Source organism: Salicola sp. AFF1 (assembly GCF_056783195.1).
Map to the genome: position 1 here is coordinate 46616 of NZ_JBXAYL010000003.1, position 16984 is coordinate 63599.

The following is a 16984-nucleotide window of genomic DNA, read 5'->3' on the forward strand; positions in this document are numbered from 1 at the left end:
TTTCAGGTTTCGGGCCTGAGGGCCTGAAACCTGGCCGCCAGATCCGCCAGTCTCTCGGGCAGGGACGGCCCGAAACACATCAGTTCAAGCATGGGGATTCGCGCCCAGCGTTCTGTTTCCGCAACGGGGGACAGCATCAGGGGCCAATGTCGCGCGAGCGCGGATTCCCCCACCTCCCCGGGCCAGGCTTCGAGTATCAGAATGGCGTCGTGGTCGAGCGTATCGAGGGTGCGAACACTGAGCTTTTCACCAGCAATCCGTTGTGAAGGCGCGCTCACCCAGCCCAGGCGTGCGAACAACGCGTGGCACGGATGGTCGCGTCCTGTGAGGCGGTAGCTGCCCCGCCCGGTTTCCACCAGAACCAGCACCTTGGGCCCCGGTACATGGAGTCGGGCCCGCAGTCCCTCAAAGGTTTCCCGGAAGCGCTGGGCGGGCACCATTTCACCCATGGTATTTCCCAGTACCCGTGCAATGCGCTTGAGATTGGCCTGAACCTCGGCCGTGGTCTGCGCCCCCTGGATCAGGGACAGACGGGGTTCATACCGGCTGGGTAGCCAGGTGGGACAGAGGCTGGTTCCACCTGCGATCTCATGGGCCAGTATCAGGTCGGGATCGGCGGCATTGTCTGTCCCGAGATGCTGCCAAGGCACCAGCCGATCACCGAAGCCAAGCGCTCTTACATAATCTTCGATCACCGCGTCGCCGGCCATGACCCTTTGAACCTGGGGCATGGTTGTGGCGTGCAGGACCAGCGCCGTCTCAATACAGGCGTTGACGCTGGCTTGGAGTTCCGGAATGAGGTGTGTGGGGGATTGGCTCATGGTGATTCAACACGTTGTTGAGCAATGATTGAATCACCAGTATTGCCTTGGTTCTTTCACATGTCAATGAGAATGGTTCGCACTGATATCGGAGGTCCCACCCTTTCTCCTAGTCACTCCCCGTCTGGAGCAGTGAGATGTCCGCAACACGAAGGAATAGCCGTCTCAGCCGCTCAAGCAGCGCCAAACGGTTGGCCCTGAGCGAGGCATCATCCGCCATGACCATGACATCGTTAAAGAACGGATCCACCACTTCCTGCAATTGGGCCAGCGATTGCAGACCCGTATCATAGTCACCCTTGGCGAAGGCGGGTTCTACCTTTTCTTCCTGCACCTGGACGGCTTCGAACAGGGCCCTTTCTGCCTCTTCCTGGAACCGGTCTGGATCGACCTGGCTCGCCTGGGTACCGCCCTGCTTTTCGAGGATATTGGAAACACGCTTGTTGGCGGCCGCCAGCGCCTGGGCCTCCGGCAAGGCGATGAAGTTGTTCACCGCCAGAACCCGCCGGTGGAAGTCCAGTGGCTGTGTCGGGCGCCGTGTCTGCACCGCCAGGAAAACCTCTGCCGGGACACCCTGATCCTCGAAAATGGCGCGGAAGCGTTCCAGGACATAGTCCACAACCGGCGTGACCGGATCGTTTACCGTGAGGCTGTTGAACTCCTCGGCAGCCCAGCCGGCCAATGCCTCCAGATCCAGCGCGAGGCCGCGCTCAACCAGTATCCGGATAACGCCCAGTGCCGCCCGTCGCAGGGCATAGGGGTCACGGGTGCCACTGGGGGGCTGATTGATGCCGAACAGGCCGACCAGTGAATCCAGCCGGTCTGCCAGGGCGACGCAGGTACCGATATCAGTCTCGGGGACGCGATCCCCGGCAAAACCCGGAAGGTATTGCTCGCTCAGCGCCCTTGCCACGGCTTCCGGTTCGCCGTCATGGCGAGCGTAATAGTCGCCCATGACGCCTTGAAGATCATCGAACTCCTGCACCATCTCGGTGAGCAGGTCCGTTTTGCTCAGGGTGCCGGCACGTCTGGCGTGATCGGAATCCGCGCCAATCGCTTCGGCAATGCGGCCGGCCAGTGAGGCGATGCGGCATGTCTTGTCGTGAAGGCTGCCCAGTGTCTCCTGGAAAACGATGGGCTTGAGCGACTCAAGCCGATCAATCAGCGGGGTCTTGCGGTCTGTGTCATAGAAGAAAGCCGCGTCTGCCAGCCTGGGCCGGATCACCTTCTCGTTGCCGGCGATCACTGCAGAGGGGTCCCGGCTTTCCAGGTTGGCCACCGTGATGAAGCACGGCAGCATGCGGTCGTCGCTGTCCACCACATGGAAATATTTCTGGTGTTCCTCCATGGAGGAGACCAGCGCCTCCGGCGGTACCTCCAGGAAGCGCTCTTCAAAGCGACCGAGAAGCGGCACCGGCCATTCACACAGGGCCGTTACCTCATCCAGAAGCCCCGGATTGATAACGGCTTGCCCTTGAGCCTCCTGTTCGGCCACCCGGCTGACACCGTTGCGGATCTGTTCCCGGCGTGCCGCGAAATCCGGTTCGACCCAGCCGTGCTGGCGCAGCACGAGTTCATAGTCCGCGGGTGTGGAGATAATGAGTTCGCCGGGATGGTGGAAACGATGCCCATGGGTGGCATGGCCGGCGGTACAGCCAAGCAGGGTGCAGGGAATTTCCTTGCTGCCAAAGAGCATGATCAGCCAGTGTACCGGGCGCACGAATTCATCGCGGCGGGCGCCCCAGCGCATGCGTTTGGGAATGGGGAGGCCATTGAGGGCCTCTTCCACCATGCCGGGCAGCAGTTCGGCGGTTGGCCGGCCTTTCTCGACCCCGCGATAGACCAGCCAAGCGCCCTTCTCCGTTTCCATGGTGTCGAGCTCGTCCGGCTGGATACCCAGGTTGCGGGCAAAGCCTTCGAGCGCGCGCGTCGGGTTGCCCTGATCGTCGAAAGCGGCTTTGACTGCTGGCCCTTTCTTCTCAAAAGGGGTGTCAGGCTGGGCGTCCGCCAGGTTGTTGATCCGGACGGCCAGACGTCTTGGAGTGGCGAAAGACTCAATCGCACCGTGTTCAATGCCGGCGTTCGCCAGTGCCTCGCGCAGTCCTTCCCCGAACGAATCGGAGAGCGTCTTCAGGGCCTTGGGCGGCAGCTCTTCAGTGCCGACTTCGACCAGAAAATCCGGTGTGGCCATGCTCATGCCTCCTTCGGGGGTTCGTCGTCCGCGAGCAGTTCACGCCGGATGGCTTCGTCCGCCATGGGGAAGCCAAGGTCCCGGCGCCGGTCGTAGTAGGCCCGGGCCACCGCCCGGGCGAGCGTGCGCACTTTCAGGATGTAGCGCTGGCGTTCGGTAACGGAGATGGCGTGCCGTGCGTCCAGCAGGTTGAAGGTATGGGAGGCCTTCAGGGCCTGTTCATAGGCCGGCAGGGGCAGGCCTTCGTCCACCAGGCGCTGGGCTTCGCGTTCGTGCACGCTGAAGGCGTGGAACAGGAACTCGACATCGGCCTGCTCAAAGTTGTAGGCGGATTGTTCCACTTCGTTCTGGTGGTACACATCGCCATAGGTCACCTCACCGGCTGGTGTCCGTGTCCAGACCAGGTCATAGACGCTGTCCACTTCCTGCAGGTACATCGCGATGCGTTCCAGACCATAGGTGATCTCCCCGGTTACCGGGTAACACTCAATGCCGCCCACCTGCTGGAAGTAGGTGAACTGGGTGATTTCCATGCCGTTGAGCCAGACTTCCCAACCCAGGCCCCAGGCGCCCAGCGTTGGTGACTCCCAGTTGTCTTCCACGAAGCGGATGTCGTGCACCAGTGGATCCAACCCAAGGACCCTGAGGGAGTCCAGGTACTGCTCCTGGATGTCGTCCGGCGAGGGCTTGAGCACCACCTGGAACTGGTAATAATGCTGCAGCCGGTTGGGGTTCTCCCCGTAACGGCCGTCGGTGGGGCGGCGGCTGGGCTGGACATAGGCAGCATGCCAGTTTTCCGGCCCAATACTGCGCAGGAAGGTGGCGGGATGGAAGGTCCCGGCGCCTACCTCCATGTCCAGAGGCTGCTGGATGATGCAGCCGCGTTCGGCCCAGAACTGTTGAAAGGCCAGGATCAGCCCCTGGAAGGTTGTTACATCGGGTTGTGCCTGTTCGCTCACGGCGTCCACCTGCTGGGATTGAGGTGATAGGTTTCTCGTTGTACCAAAGGCGCGTATTATACGCTCCGCCTCCGGTGCTTAGGAAAGCCCCCCGGCCTGGGAGTCGTTCAAATTTCCATGAAAACCGTGCGTGTTAAGGGGCTGCGTGCCCTGCTCTGGCTGATTGGGCACTTGCCACTGGCGCTGGCCCAGGGTCTTGGTCGGTTCATTGGCCTCTGTCTTTGGCTCGCGCATGACCGTACCCGAAAGGTAACCGAGCGCAGCCTGGAACTCGCCTATCCCGACATGCCGGAGGCCGGACGCCAGGCCCTGGCCCGGGACAGCCTGCGCGAAACCGGCAAGCTGATCGCTGAGATACCGATCATGTGGGAAAGTCCGGTGCCGCGCTGCCTGAACCTGATCCGGGAATTCGAGGGCCAGCACCTGCTGGATGAAGCCCGTGGTGAAGGCCAGGGCGTGGTGCTGATCGTACCCCATCTGGGGAACTGGGAGCTGTTGGGCCTTTATTATTCCACGCGCTTTGCCATGGCCGCGCTCTACAGTCCGCCCAAGATGGTGGAAATGGAAACCTACATGGCACAGGTCCGGGGTCGTGGCGGGTCCGAGCTGGTCCGGGCCGATCGCCGGGGCGTGCTGCGGCTGTTCAGTATCCTGCGTGAAGGGGGTGTCGTGGGGATCCTGCCGGACCAGGTTCCGGATGCCAGTGGTGGCACTTATGCGCCTTTTTTCGGTATCGACGTTCTGACCATGAAGCTGGTGTCGCGCCTGGTCCAGAAGACCGGCGCTCGCGCTGTGGTGACCTACTGCGAACGATTGCCCCATGCCCGGGGATTCCGGCTGGTGGCGGATGAGGTGGATCCAGGGCTTTATGATGAGGATCCTGATACCTCGGTGAGCGCGCTCAATGCCACTGTGGAATCGGTGGTCCGGCGTATTCCGGAACAGTATCAGTGGGAGTACAAGCGCTTTCGCAAGCGGCCTCCCGGCCAGCCCAATCCGTACCGTGATCTTTGATGGAGTCCTGAGTGCGATCCTACGCGGATAACGACTACCCGGCGGATTACCGCCCGGACTGGCGCGTGATCGCGAGCCTTTGGCCCTATCTCAAGGAGTTCCGGGGGCGGGTTGCCATCGCCGTGGCCTGCCTGGTCATTGCCAAGCTCGCCACCGTCGCCACACCGGTGGCGCTGAAATACATTGTTGATTATCTCGACACGGACGCTCAGGCGGATATTGCCCTCTGGGTCCCGGTCCTGCTGGTCATTGCCTACGGTCTCCTGCGTTTCAGTGGCACCCTGTTCAACGAGGTCCGTGACGCCGTCTTTGCGCGTGTGGCGGAACGCGCCATGCGCCGCGTCTCGCTCCAGGTATTCCGCCACCTGCACCGCCTGGAGCTGGGCTTCCACCTGGACCGCCGTACCGGTGGCCTGGCCCGCGACATTGAGCGCGGTACCAACGGCATCAGTTTTCTGCTCCGTTTCACGCTGTTCAATATCGTTCCTACCCTCCTGGAACTGGTGCTCGTCTGCGGCATACTGCTCGCGGTTTTTGATCCTGGTTACATGCTGACGGTGCTGGTGGCGGTGGTGATCTACGTGGTGTTCTCCATCCGGGTCACCGAGTGGCGGACCCGTTTTGTACGCGAGGCCAACGCCAGGGATAACGAATCCAACAGCCGCGCCGTGGACAGCCTTCTCAACTACGAGACGGTCAAATATTTCAGCAATGAGGTGTTTGAGGCGCAGCGCTACGACAGCAACCTCGCCGAGTGGGAACAGGCGCGCCTGAACAACCGCCTCTCCCTGGCCACCCTCAACACCGGCCAGGCCCTGATCATCGGCCTTGGGCTTATTGCAATCATGGCCATGGCGGTAACGGATGTGGCCGCGGGTGAGATCTCGCTGGGTGATTTCACCATGATCAACGCCTATCTCTTGCAGCTGTTCATTCCCCTGAATGCCCTGGGGTTTGTCTATCGGGAGATCCGGCAGGCGCTGGTGAACGTGGAACGTCTATTCGGCCTCCTGGAAACCGCGCCGGCGGTGGTGGATGCGGCTGATGCCCACCCGTTGGTGGTGAGTGGTGGCCGGATTGAGTTCCGGAACGTGAGCTTTGGCTATCATCGCGACCAGCGTATTCTGGACGATGTCTCCTTCGAGGTACCGGCCGGTTCCCGGGTGGCTGTGGTCGGCGCCAGCGGTGCGGGGAAATCGACACTGGCCCGGTTGCTCTTCCGGTTCTTCGACGTGGACCAAGGCTCTATCAGGGTTGATGGCCAGGACCTGCGTGCGGTTACCCAGCAGAGCCTGCGCCAGGCGATCGGTGTGGTGCCCCAGGATACCGTCATGTTCAACGACACCCTGCGCCGTAACATTCTCTACGGTTGCCCTGAAGCCGATGAGCAGGCGTTGCAACGGGCATTGCGGATGGCCCACCTTGAAGACTTCGTGGCGAGCCTGCCGGAAGGGCTCGAAACCCGTGTGGGCGAGCGGGGGCTGAAGCTCTCCGGCGGCGAGAAACAGCGGGTAGCGATTGCGCGCGTCATTCTCAAGGATCCGCCCATACTGGTTCTCGACGAGGCCACCTCCTCCCTGGATTCAGCGGCTGAACAGCATATTCTGGAGGCCCTGGATGAAGTTGCCAGTAATCGTACGACGCTTGCCATCGCCCATCGTCTTTCCACGGTGAGCGATGCGGATACCATCCTTGTGATGGATGGGGGACGCATCGTGGAGCGCGGCAGCCATGAACAGCTGCTGGCCCGGGACGGCCGCTATGCCCGGCTATGGTGGCGACAGGTGGCAACGGGCAATGGCTCCGATTGAGCAGCCCGGCAGAGGGTGTGCCTGTTTCTCAAATCAAATAAGAACCATTTGCATTATCATAAGCGTGTGGTAGGTTGCCTGTAAGCCTGATGCCACTCAGGCCCGGAACGGACAGACAGGAGACAGGACCCGTGCAACCCACATCAATCCGCATGGCAGGCTCGAGCGATCAGATTGCCGACTTCTGGCGCCTGATCCAGGATGAAACCCGCGTGAATCGCAGTCAGCCAGTGCGGCACTGGCGGAATAGGAAGAACACTGGCCACGCGGATCAGAAGGGCATTCAGTCCCGGCACGACTGAAGTAAGGATGGGCTCATCAGCTCCAGACCATGCGCGGCTTCACGGGCGACCACCGTCCGGTTCCTGCCATCCCCCTTGGCCTCATAGAGTGCCAGATCCGCGGTGCGGACCACCCACTCACAGTCGCGTTGTCGATTGGGGATGCAGGAGCCCACGCCGAGCGAGAGCGAAAGCGCAATGGCATTCCCCTCCCATTCGAATTCCATGAAGTTGGTGGCTTTGCGGATGCGTTCGGCAACCACGGTAGCGCCTTCAAGCTCGGTCATGGGGAGCAGGATCACGAGCTCTTCACCCCCATAGCGAGCAACGGTATCCGAAGCCCGTCCGACGCTCTGCCTGCAGACTGCGGCAATCCGACGCAGCGCCTGGTCGCCGCATAGATGACCGTACTGATCATTCACGGCCTTGAAATAATCGATGTCGATCATCACCAGCGACAGGGCTTGGCTCTCGCGGCAGCTGCGGCGCCATTCGCGCTTCAGGGCCTGGTCAAAGTAGGGGCGGTTCTTGAGCTGTGTAAGCCCGTCCAGTTCGCTGAGCTGCTTGAGCTGATCATAGGCTTCGCGCAGTTCCTCGGTGCGCTTTTCCACACGGGCCTCAAGCTTGAGGTTGGCGTCCCTCTGGATCGCCAGGGCTTGGGCCTGGGCCTGCTGGCGTTCCTCGCGCTCCTGGTTGATCCGCCAGGCCAGTGCAAAGGATAGCAGCAGCAATTGCAGAATGGCGCCGATCTGGGTGCCGTGGTCCATGAAGAGGTTGGTTGGGATCAGGCCGGCCTTGCTGACTGTGTAGGCAATGTTGGCGAACAGAAAAATGCCCCAGGCAATGACGTAGAAACGGGCCAGAATCTCGCCCCGCCACCACAGATAACAGGCGCCCAGAAGCGCCAGCGAGGCCCCGCTGGTGACCACGACAAGCATCAGCGCGATAGCCGTGTGATAGGGCATCCAGAGACCAAATGCAGCCAGGCCCAGTCCCGACCAGCCGATGAGGTGAAACACCATGGACCAAAACCGGCTGTGGCGGGGGGCGTTGAGAAACTGGTGGGTGAAGAAGCCGGTCGCCGAAAAGCTCAGGGAGAGCAGCAACGTGAGGCTGACGGCATTGAACCAGGGTGCCTCCGGCCACAGGTACTGGAAGCCGAAGCCCCGCAGTGCGGCCTGTGACAGCACGAATGCCAGCAGGTAGAGGACATACCAGAGATACGCGCTATCCCAGACCGCAAAGTAAAGCAGAAGGTTGTAGATCGCCAGAGCGCCCATGATGCCGAAGAACATCATGTGCAGCGCGGAGGACTGTTGGGCATTCTTGAGAAAAGCGTGGGGCTGCCACAGGCGCGTTGGTACCTGTAGGGCCCCCTCGGTCTGGACACGGATCAGCAGCAGATAGCGTGTGTCCGCATCCATTGCCAGGCGCGCCACGAAATCGTGATAGGCAATGGGCCTGGAATCAAAGGGAAGGATGTCACCGGTATGGATCTCCGTGACCCGTTTTCCATCACTGGCGCGGATCAGGTGGATACGCACATCGTCCAGTGGTGGGTAGGCAATGTGAAGGTAGCGGTCCATATCGGCTGGGCTATGGAGCCAGGCCCCCAGCCATACGGGGGAGTTCTCCAGTCCCAGGTTCAGGATCTCGCCATTGGTGCCCTTCCAATCCGGCTTACCAGGTTTTTGGAACAGGGTGTCCGCGCTCAGTTCCGACCCGGGATCCATTACCCAGCGCTGTCCGGATCCCGGCGGTATGTTCCATTGATTGAAGTCTAGTCGACCTTTGCCAGCTGTCACGCGGACTGGTCAGCGCCGCCAGAACTCCGGAGTGAACAATACCAGCAGGGTGAAGATCTCCAACCGTCCCAGGATCATGGCGGCCATGCCACTCCACTTGGTGAGATCCGGCATGGTCTGGAAGGTACTTGAGACCTCGCCCAGTCCCGGGCCGAGATTGGTGAGCGTTGCGACCACGGCCGTCCAGGCGGTCACCTGATCCAGACCCACAGCAAGGTTGATCATCAGCAGGACGACAAAAACCACCATGTACATGGAGAAGAATCCCCACACCGCCTGCAGGATGCGGTCGGATACCGGGCGGTTGCCGAGCTTGATGGGAATAACGGCATTGGGGTGAAGGATGCGGCGGATCTCGCGGGCGCCCTGGCGGTAGATCAGCAGGATCCGCATTGCTTTCATGCCGCCGGTTGTCGAGCTTCCGGAGCCGCCCATGAATGACATGAGAATCAACATGACGGGCAGGATACCGGGCCAGGCGGCAAAATCCCCTGTCCCGAAACCCGCTGTTGTGGCGATGGAAAGCACCTGGAAGAGCCCTTTGGAAATACTGCTGAAGGGCTCATATACGCCATTGATCAGAAGCAGGCCGACAGTGATGGCGCAGCCTCCCAACATCACGCCAGCGTAAAAGCGGAACTCCGGATCCCGGATGTACTGGCCCGGTCCTTTCTGTTGCCATGCCATGAAATGCAGCGCGAAATTGATCCCGCTGAGAAACAGAAACAGGGACCCGATCAACTCAATGGTCGAGCTGTCAAAATAGGCGAAGCTGGCATCGTGGGTTGAGAAGCCGCCCGTGGCAATGGTTGCAAAGCTGTGGCCAACCGCATCGAAAAGGGTCATGCCGGCCGCCCAGTACGCCAGGGCGCATGCTAATGTCAGCGATACATAGATGTAGGAGAGCGCCTTTGCGGTTTCCGCAATTCGCGGCGTGAGCTTGCTGTCCTTTACGGGCCCCGGGACCTCTGCCCGGTAGAGTTGCATGCCACCGATGCCGAGCATGGGCAGCATGGCAACGGCCAGAACGATGATGCCGATCCCGCCCAGCCATTGCAGTTGCTGGCGGTACCAGAGGATCGACTTGGGCAGATCGTCGATACCCGTTAGGACAGTCGCGCCGGTCGTTGTGAGTCCGGAAACCGACTCGAACAGGGCGTCGACGAAGACCATGCTGGGCTCGGAGCTGAAGAAGAAAGGCACGGCTCCGGAAACGCTGAGTACAATCCAGAACAGGGAGGTAATCAGGAATCCATCCCGCACCCGCAGTTCCATATTATTCCGGCGATTGGGCCACCAGATCAGAGCGCCGGACAAAAGAACAACCGCGAACCCTTCAACGAAGGCCAGAACCTGTCCATCCTGGTAGAGCAGTGATATCAGAACAGGCGGCAGCAGCGTGAGGCTGAACAGCATCATCAGCAGCCCGAGGATTCTGGCAATGACTCCGTAACGCATGGCGTGCCCTTCTAGAAGAACGTGAGTCCGACCTGGAAGAGCTTCTCCACTTCCCGGATGCGGGATTTGTCCACCAGGAAGAGGATGACGTGATCGTCCGGCTGCACCCGGACATGGTCATGGGCAATCAGCACTTCGTTGTCGCGGACGATGGCGCCGATGGTGGTGCCCTGGGGCAGTGGGATTTCGTCCAGCCTCAGGCCCACGACTTTCGAGGAGCGCTGATCCCCGTGGGCGATGGCTTCAATGGCTTCGGCCGCGCCCCGTCGCAGGGAATGCACATTGACCACGTCGCCCTTGCGGACATGGGTGAGCAGGCTGCCGATGGTGGTCTGCTGGGGCGAGATAGCCACATCGATCTCGCCGCCCTGAATCAGGTCGACGTAGTCCGGGTTGTTGATCAGCGTCATGACCTTGCGCACACCCAGACGCTTGGCAAGCATGGACGCCATGATGTTGGCTTCGTCGTCATCGGTGACAGCGCAGAACACGTCCGTGTCCTCGATATTCTCCTGCAGCAACAGGTCCTTGTTGGCCGCGTCCCCCTGGAGGACGATGGTGTTGTCCAGGTTCTCGGACAGTTCGATGCAGCGGTTCTGGTTGCGCTCGATGATCCGGACCCGGTACCGGTCCTCCAGCGTGCGGGCCAGTCGGTGGCCGATGTTGCCGCCGCCGGTGATCATGATGCGCTTGTAGGGCTTCTCCAGTGGCTGGAGTTCGCTCATGACCGAGCGGATATGGTCGCTGGCGGCGATGAAGAAGACCTCGTCGCCCTCCTCGATCACGGTGTCGCCCTGGGGGATGATGGGCCGGTCGCGCCGGAATATGGCCGCCACCCGGGTATCGATGCGCGGCATGTGCTCGCGCAGGTAGGACAGTTCATGGCCCACCAGTGGGCCGCCTTCCGTCGCCCGGATCGCCACCAGTCGGGCCAGACCCCGTGAGAAGTCAAGCACCTGGAGCGTGCCGGGGTATTCGATCAGGCGCGTGATGTGTTCGGTGACCACCTGCTCCGGGCTGATCAGCACATCCACCGGGAAGCCTTCCTTCTTGTCCCGCTCGAACAGCTCCGGACGGGCCAGATAGGCGCCGGTACGCACCCGGCTGATCTTGGTGGGGGTTCGGAAGCAGGTCCAGCCCACCTGGCAGGCCACCATGTTGACTTCGTCACTGTTGGTGGTGGCAATCAGCATGTCCGTGTCCTGAGCCCCGGCCTGCTTGAGAACACGTGGATAGGAGGCGTGCCCCAGTACGGACTGGATGTCCAGCCGGTCCTGGAGTTCGCGCAGCCGGCCTGGATTGTTATCCACCACGGTGATGTCGTTGGCTTCGCTGGCCAGGTTTTCAGCGAGCGTTCCCCCAACCTGGCCTGCGCCGAGAATAATGATCTTCATGGGTAATAGGTGACCCCCTCGCCGGATCCGTCAGACCCAATGGGCCGGGTTCTTGTCCAGACAGGCATAGAAAAAGCCATCCTGTGCCCGCTCCCCCGTGATCAACTGGCGACCGTAACCGGTCTCGATGCCCCAGTCCACCGTCAGCGGAACCAGTTGGGCATCCATGTGGCCGTTGATGAAGCGCTGAATGATACGCGAATTTTCCTGCTGTAGCACAGAGCAGGTGGCATAGACCAACCGGCCACCCATGGCGAGGGTTTGCCAGGCGGCTTCAAGCAGGCGCAACTGGGTGTCCGCCAGCTCGCGGATGTCGCCTTCGCGGCGCAGCACCTTGATATCCGGGTGACGGCGAATGACGCCGGTGCCGCTGCAGGGGGCATCCAGCAGGATGCGGTCGAAAGGGGTACCATCCCACCAGCTGTCGGGGTCCGCGGCATCCGCGGCCACCAGGCGGGCACTGGTTCCAATGCGTTCCAGGTTTTCCGTGATCTTGCCAAGACGTTCGCGATCCGAATCCAGTGCCACCATGGCCCCGAGATCGGGTTGTTGCTCCAGGATGGCGCCGGTCTTGCCGCCAGGGGCAGCACAGGCATCCAGTACCCGCTGGCCCGGTGCCAGCTCAAGCAGCTGGGTGCACAGCTGGGCGGCCTCGTCCTGGACGCTGAAATGGCCCTCGTCAAAACCGGGAATACGCGTGACCGGGCAGGCTTCGTCGAGCTGCAGGGCGTGCGCGGCGAGTTCGCCCGGGTGGGCACTCAGTCCGGCGTCAGCCAGAGCCGCCAGAGCGGACGCCTGGTCATGATGCCCGGGATGGAAACGCAGGGTCATGGGCGGCTTACGGTTGTTGGCCGCCAGCATGGCTTGCCAGTGGTCGGGCCAGTTGGCGCTGAGCTTGGCGACCAGCCACTCAGGATGGCTGTATTGGACGGCCCCGGACGTCGGCTCGGGTTCGCCGTCGCGAAGGCTCTTGCGCAGGATGCCGTTGACCAGCCCGGTAAGCTGGTGGGCACCGAGTTCGCGCGTGGTTTCAACGCTTTGGTGGATGGCCGCGTGTGGTGCAATCCGGGTGTGGCGAAGCTGGTAGAGCCCCAGGATGAGCAATGATTCCAGCAGTCCGTGACGCTTGGGCAGGGGCTTGTGCAGCCGCTGCTGCAGTTCCGCGTTCAGACGGTGCCACCAGCGGCAGCTGCCGAAACACCAGTCCTGGAGCCGGCCGCGTTCGTCTGCCGGGAGCCCCTCAAGCTCTGGTGGGAGAAGCTGACCGAGTGACTGGCCGTGGTGAACCACCTGATGAATGATGCGGGTGGCGGTGGCGCGCAGGGAGCCCCCTGTCGCGGCGCTCATTCACCCAGCCTCTGACCGGGGATAAGGAGGGCGCGTCCGCCATTGATCAGGTCATTGATGGATTGGGGCCGGCCGCCGGCAAGCTGGACCCGGGTCAGGCGGATGACGCCCTCGCCACATTGGACAAGGGCGCCGGAGCGTTCGCGCTCAAGTACTGTTCCCGGCTCGGCATCCGCCACTTCCGTGTTCACCGGTTCCGCATCGAGCACACGCAGGGCTTCATCCGCCACCGTGGTATGGGCCATGGGCCATGGATTAAAGGCGCGGATACGCCGTGCCAGTGACGGCGCCGAGCCCTGCCAGTCGATGCGCCCATCACTGCGCTCAAGCTTGCGGGCATAGGTGGCCCTGTGGTCATCCTGGGGCTCGGGTTTGAGGCTGCCGTGGGCGAGCTCGTGCACAACGCTGGTGATCGCCTCGCCACCCAGTTCCGCGAGCCGGTCGTGCAGGCTGCCGCCGGTTTCATCATCCGCGATGGTGATCCGGTGGCGGCTGAGCACATCACCGGTATCCAGGCCGGCGTCCATCTGCATGATGCTGATGCCGGTTTCGCTGTCGCCGGCCGCGATGGCCCACTGAATGGGGGCGGCTCCCCGCCACCGTGGCAGCAGCGAGGCGTGTACGTTCAGGCAGCCGTGATCCGGGATGTCCAGAACGGACTGGGGCAGGATCAGGCCGTAGGCGGCCACGACCATCACGTCTGGAGCCAGTTCCCGCAGCCTAGCCTGGGCCTCGGCGCTGCGCAGGGTCTCCGGCTGTTCAATCCGGAGACCCTGATCATGGGCCAGCTGGGATACCGGACCACGCCGTGCCTTCCGGCCGCGCCCGGCAGGCCGGTCCGGCTGGGTGTAGACGGCAAGAATCTCATGCCCTGCTTCCATCAGGGCCTTGAGGCTGGCCGCTGCAAAATCCGGGGTGCCCGCGAAAACGATGCGCACGGTTGGGTGGCTCCTCAGGATGCTTTCTGGCGCTGCTGCTTCTCGACCTTACGGCGGATCCGGCTGCGCTTGAGCTGGCTCAGGTAGTCGATGAAAAGCCTGCCATTGAGATGGTCGACTTCGTGCTGCAGGCAGACCGCCATCAACCCGTCGTGTTCCTCTTCAAAGGGCTGACCGTGGTAATCCAGCGCCCGGACCCGCACGGCCTGGACGCGGGAAACGTCCTCATAGATGCCGGGTATGGATAGACATCCCTCCTGCATGGGCTCTTTCTCGCCCTCCGGCACCTCAAGTTCCGGGTTAATGAACACCCTCGGTTCGCTCTGGTCCTCGGAAAGGTCGATGACCAATACCCGCTGATGCACGTTAACCTGAGTGGCTGCCAGGCCGATGCCGGGGGCCGCATACATGGTTTCGATCATCTCATCGACCAGCTTACGCACCTCGTCATCGACGGATGCCACTGGCTCCGCTACGGTGCGCAGCCTTGGATCCGGAAATTCCAGTATGTTGAGTGTCATGGTGGTGCTCCGAAGAGGATACTGCCATCATTATCACGCATCAGGCGATGGCCGCACAAACGGGACTGCCTACAATCGCGTTGCACAGGGCGGACCGGATGGGAGGTCCGGGATCGCAAATGGCGTTATTTCTTCTATAGTGGTGACATGATGACGTCGATCGATCGATACAAGCCAGCAAGGAAACCGAGCATGAGGATTCTGTCGATTCTGCTCACGGTGGCCGTCGGGTTGGGCGCCACCGGGGTGACTGCAAAGACGCAGCTGCGGGATGACCATCCCGAACAATACACCGTCCAGCCAGGGGATACGCTCTGGGACATCAGTTCACGCTTTCTCCAGCAACCGTGGAACTGGCCGGAGATCTGGCAGGCCAATCCGCAGGTGGAGAATCCCCACCTGATCTACCCCGGTGATGTTCTGGAGTTGACCTGGGTGGATGGCAAGCCAAGGTTGAGCCGCGCGACGGACCAGGACCGGGAGATCAAGCTTTCCCCGGAAGTAGAGGCAACGCCTCTGGACACACCCATTCCCACCATACCCCTGGATGAAATCCGGAGTTTTCTCTCCAAGACCCGGATTGTTGATGAAGCGACGCTTGAGCAGGCGCCCTATATCGTCCAGGGCCGGGACGGGCAGGTCATCGCTGGCGAGGGAGACCGGGTCTACGCCAGGGGCGATGGGGCTCGTGGCGAAACCCTGGCGGTTTTCCGTCGCGGTACCCGGCATGTGGACCCGGAAACCGGTGAGTTTCTCGGGCTTGAAGCGCGTTCCATGGGACGTGGTCGTGTAGCCGAGATCGACGGCGAGATTCTGAGTGTGGACCTGACCGCCAGCCGCGAAGAAATTGAACCGGAAGACAGGCTGCTGCCGACTGAAGAGCGTGAAATCACTACGCGCTTTCAGCCCCGGGCACCGGAGGACGAGATTCGGGGGCGGATGATCGATGTTGAGGATGGCGTCAGCAATATCGGTCAGTACAATGTGGTGGTGATCAACCGTGGTGAGCGCGAAGGGCTTAAAGCGGGCCATGTGCTCGCGGCCTACAAGCAGGGTGACAAGGCTCGGGATCCGAAGACCGACGACCTGCTCCGCCTGCCGTCCGAAAGGGCTGGGCTGCTGATGGTGTTCCGTACCTATGACAAGCTCAGCTACGGACTGGTACTTCAGGCGACCCGCCCGCTGGAGGTCATGGACGAGGTCCGCAACCCCTGAAACAACCCCTTTAGACAGAGGACGTCCCCAATGACGGTCATGGAACGACCCCCTCTCCCCGACCCGGAAACAGGCGACGCCCATCATCTGCTGGCGCTGCTGCCTGGCATGAAACCGGAACACTGGCAGACGGTTCTGGATCAGCTTGAGGAGCCCACCCGCGTTCTGGCCATGCCGCCGGACAGCCTCAAGGCCCTCGGACTGCCCCCGGCCACCCGCCAGAGTCTGACTGGCTGGCAGGCCCAGGGCCTGGAACCGGCCACAGGGCAGCGTTTGGCCCATGCCCGGCAGGAGTGTGAACGGCTTGGAATAAGGGTGATTCACTGGCGCCATCCCGACTATCCGAGGGTGCTCCGGCATATCCATGGCCCGCCGCCGGTACTCTATTGCCGGGGTAATATGGCCGCCCTGGCCCGACCCTGCCTGGCCATGGTTGGCAGCCGTCACGCCAGCCGGGATGGGCTCAACCATGCACGGCGCTTTGCCCATGCCCTTGCCGAAGGCGGGTTCAGCGTGGTGAGTGGCCTGGCTCTGGGCATTGATGGGGCCGCCCACCAGGGCGCTCTGGAAGGCAACGGTATCACCCTGGGGGTTCTGGCCAACGGCGTGGACCGTCCCTACCCGCGCCGCCATCAGAAACTGGCCGCGCAGATGCTTGAGGCCGACGGCTTACTGGTGTCCGAGCTGCCACCGGGCACACCGGCCCGGTCCCACCTTTTCCCCCAGCGCAACCGGCTGATCAGCGGACTGTGCCAGGGTGTTCTTATCGTTGAGGCGGGGCTGCGCAGTGGCTCGCTCATCACCGCGCGGCTGGCCATGGAGCAGGGGCGCGAGGTCTTTGCCATCCCTGGCTCCATTCACCAGCCGGGTGTCCGGGGCTGTCACCGGCTCATCCGGGAAGGGGCGGTGCTGGTGGAGACCGTGGACGACATTGTCTCCGAGCTGGGTGTCTGGGATTCGCTGTCGCAGACGCCGGAACAGCTAGCGGCCCCCGAGGACACCCCTGCCCATCTGGACCCGCTGAGTCATCAGGTCCTGGAGGCGGTAACCTACGAACCGGTGGATTCCGACAGCCTCTGCCAGGCCACGGGCCTTGGTGCTGCTGATCTGCTCCAGGCCCTGCTGCTGTTGGAAATGGAGGGGTTGGTGGAGTCCACCACCGGTGGCTATCGTCGCCGGATGGGCTGACGCGGGGCTCGCGGATGGATAGACTTCCGCCTGATGATTCT

General features: G+C 62.1%; 14 protein-coding genes. 5 read left to right on the forward strand and 9 right to left on the reverse strand.

Annotated elements, in window-relative coordinates; translation table 11 throughout:
- Positions 1-2: 2 nt before the first annotated feature.
- The 3 genes from AC1RQI_RS02815 to glyQ all read right to left on the reverse strand — a co-directional run bounded on the left by AC1RQI_RS02815 (position 3) and on the right by glyQ (position 3971).
- The gene (locus tag AC1RQI_RS02815; protein ID WP_481903570.1) at positions 3-821 is read right to left on the reverse strand and encodes a substrate-binding domain-containing protein; all 819 of its coding nucleotides are present in this window, start codon (positions 819-821) and stop codon (positions 3-5) included.
- Positions 822-930: 109 nt separating this feature from the next.
- Entirely contained in the window at positions 931-3012 is a 2082-nt protein-coding gene (gene glyS / locus AC1RQI_RS02820; RefSeq protein ID WP_481903571.1) for a glycine--tRNA ligase subunit beta, read from the reverse strand.
- 2 nt (positions 3013-3014) lie between these two features.
- Positions 3015-3971 carry a glycine--tRNA ligase subunit alpha gene (gene glyQ / locus AC1RQI_RS02825; protein WP_481903572.1) on the reverse strand — a complete coding sequence of 319 codons (957 nt, stop codon included), beginning with the start codon at positions 3969-3971 and terminating at the stop codon, positions 3015-3017.
- Between the two features lie 117 nt (positions 3972-4088).
- Between glyQ and AC1RQI_RS02830 the strand changes: the two genes are divergently transcribed.
- From AC1RQI_RS02830 to AC1RQI_RS02840, 3 genes are all read left to right on the forward strand, one after another.
- Complete coding sequence (locus tag AC1RQI_RS02830) at positions 4089-4985, forward strand: lysophospholipid acyltransferase family protein (protein WP_481903573.1); 897 nt, start codon at positions 4089-4091, stop codon at positions 4983-4985.
- Between the two features lie 11 nt (positions 4986-4996).
- Positions 4997-6796: an ABCB family ABC transporter ATP-binding protein/permease gene (locus AC1RQI_RS02835; RefSeq protein ID WP_481903574.1), complete on the forward strand. Its 1800-nt coding sequence runs from the start codon at positions 4997-4999 to the stop codon at positions 6794-6796.
- A gap of 131 nt (positions 6797-6927) precedes the next feature.
- Complete coding sequence (locus AC1RQI_RS02840; protein WP_481903575.1) at positions 6928-7098, forward strand: hypothetical protein; 171 nt, start codon at positions 6928-6930, stop codon at positions 7096-7098.
- Here the strand turns inward: AC1RQI_RS02840 and AC1RQI_RS02845 are convergent.
- The 6 genes from AC1RQI_RS02845 to def all read right to left on the reverse strand — a co-directional run bounded on the left by AC1RQI_RS02845 (position 7080) and on the right by def (position 14540).
- Positions 7080-8810, reverse strand: coding sequence for a sensor domain-containing diguanylate cyclase (locus tag AC1RQI_RS02845; RefSeq protein WP_481903576.1), 1731 nt, complete (start codon positions 8808-8810; stop codon positions 7080-7082). The genes AC1RQI_RS02840 and AC1RQI_RS02845 overlap by 19 nt on opposite strands.
- Positions 8811-8891: 81 nt before the next feature.
- A complete protein-coding gene (locus AC1RQI_RS02850) occupies positions 8892-10340 on the reverse strand; it encodes a TrkH family potassium uptake protein (protein ID WP_416632962.1) in 1449 nt (482 codons plus the stop codon).
- Between the two features lie 11 nt (positions 10341-10351).
- Positions 10352-11734, reverse strand: a complete 1383-nt coding sequence (trkA, locus tag AC1RQI_RS02855; RefSeq protein ID WP_416632961.1) for a Trk system potassium transporter TrkA — start codon at positions 11732-11734, stop codon at positions 10352-10354.
- A 30-nt stretch (positions 11735-11764) separates the two neighbouring features.
- Positions 11765-13081 (reverse strand): 16S rRNA (cytosine(967)-C(5))-methyltransferase RsmB, encoded by a 1317-nt coding sequence (gene rsmB, locus AC1RQI_RS02860; RefSeq protein ID WP_416632960.1) that lies wholly within the window; start codon positions 13079-13081, stop codon positions 11765-11767.
- Positions 13078-14019 carry a methionyl-tRNA formyltransferase gene (gene fmt, locus AC1RQI_RS02865; protein WP_481903577.1) on the reverse strand — a complete coding sequence of 314 codons (942 nt, stop codon included), beginning with the start codon at positions 14017-14019 and terminating at the stop codon, positions 13078-13080. Before fmt ends, rsmB begins: the two co-directional genes overlap by 4 nt.
- 14 nt (positions 14020-14033) lie before the next feature.
- Entirely contained in the window at positions 14034-14540 is a 507-nt protein-coding gene (gene def / locus AC1RQI_RS02870) for a peptide deformylase (RefSeq protein WP_416632958.1), read from the reverse strand.
- Positions 14541-14732: 192 nt separating this feature from the next.
- Here def and AC1RQI_RS02875 point away from each other — a divergent pair, with 192 nt between their 5' ends.
- A complete protein-coding gene (locus tag AC1RQI_RS02875) occupies positions 14733-15755 on the forward strand; it encodes a LysM peptidoglycan-binding domain-containing protein (protein ID WP_416632957.1) in 1023 nt (340 codons plus the stop codon).
- Between the two features lie 30 nt (positions 15756-15785).
- On the forward strand, positions 15786-16943 hold the full coding sequence (gene dprA / locus AC1RQI_RS02880; RefSeq protein WP_481903578.1) for a DNA-processing protein DprA: 1158 nt from the start codon (positions 15786-15788) through the stop codon (positions 16941-16943).
- The last annotated feature ends 41 nt before the right edge of the window (positions 16944-16984 follow it).

What these genes read in the sequence shown, in the direction of transcription:
- glyS (WP_481903571.1), bottom strand. Translation starts at nt 3,012, where the DNA reads ATGGCCACACCGGATTTTCTGGTCGAAGTCGGCACTGAAGAGCTGCCG.
- AC1RQI_RS02815 (WP_481903570.1), bottom strand. Translation starts at nt 821, where the DNA reads ATGAGCCAATCCCCCACACACCTCATTCCGGAACTCCAAGCCAGCGTC.
- trkA (WP_416632961.1), bottom strand. Translation starts at nt 11,734, where the DNA reads ATGAAGATCATTATTCTCGGCGCAGGCCAGGTTGGGGGAACGCTCGCT.
- def (WP_416632958.1), bottom strand. Translation starts at nt 14,540, where the DNA reads ATGACACTCAACATACTGGAATTTCCGGATCCAAGGCTGCGCACCGTA.
- rsmB (WP_416632960.1), bottom strand. Translation starts at nt 13,081, where the DNA reads ATGAGCGCCGCGACAGGGGGCTCCCTGCGCGCCACCGCCACCCGCATC.
- dprA (WP_481903578.1), top strand. Translation starts at nt 15,786, where the DNA reads ATGACGGTCATGGAACGACCCCCTCTCCCCGACCCGGAAACAGGCGAC.
- AC1RQI_RS02845 (WP_481903576.1), bottom strand. Translation starts at nt 8,810, where the DNA reads ATGGATCCCGGGTCGGAACTGAGCGCGGACACCCTGTTCCAAAAACCT.
- AC1RQI_RS02830 (WP_481903573.1), top strand. Translation starts at nt 4,089, where the DNA reads ATGAAAACCGTGCGTGTTAAGGGGCTGCGTGCCCTGCTCTGGCTGATT.
- AC1RQI_RS02875 (WP_416632957.1), top strand. Translation starts at nt 14,733, where the DNA reads ATGAGGATTCTGTCGATTCTGCTCACGGTGGCCGTCGGGTTGGGCGCC.
- AC1RQI_RS02850 (WP_416632962.1), bottom strand. Translation starts at nt 10,340, where the DNA reads ATGCGTTACGGAGTCATTGCCAGAATCCTCGGGCTGCTGATGATGCTG.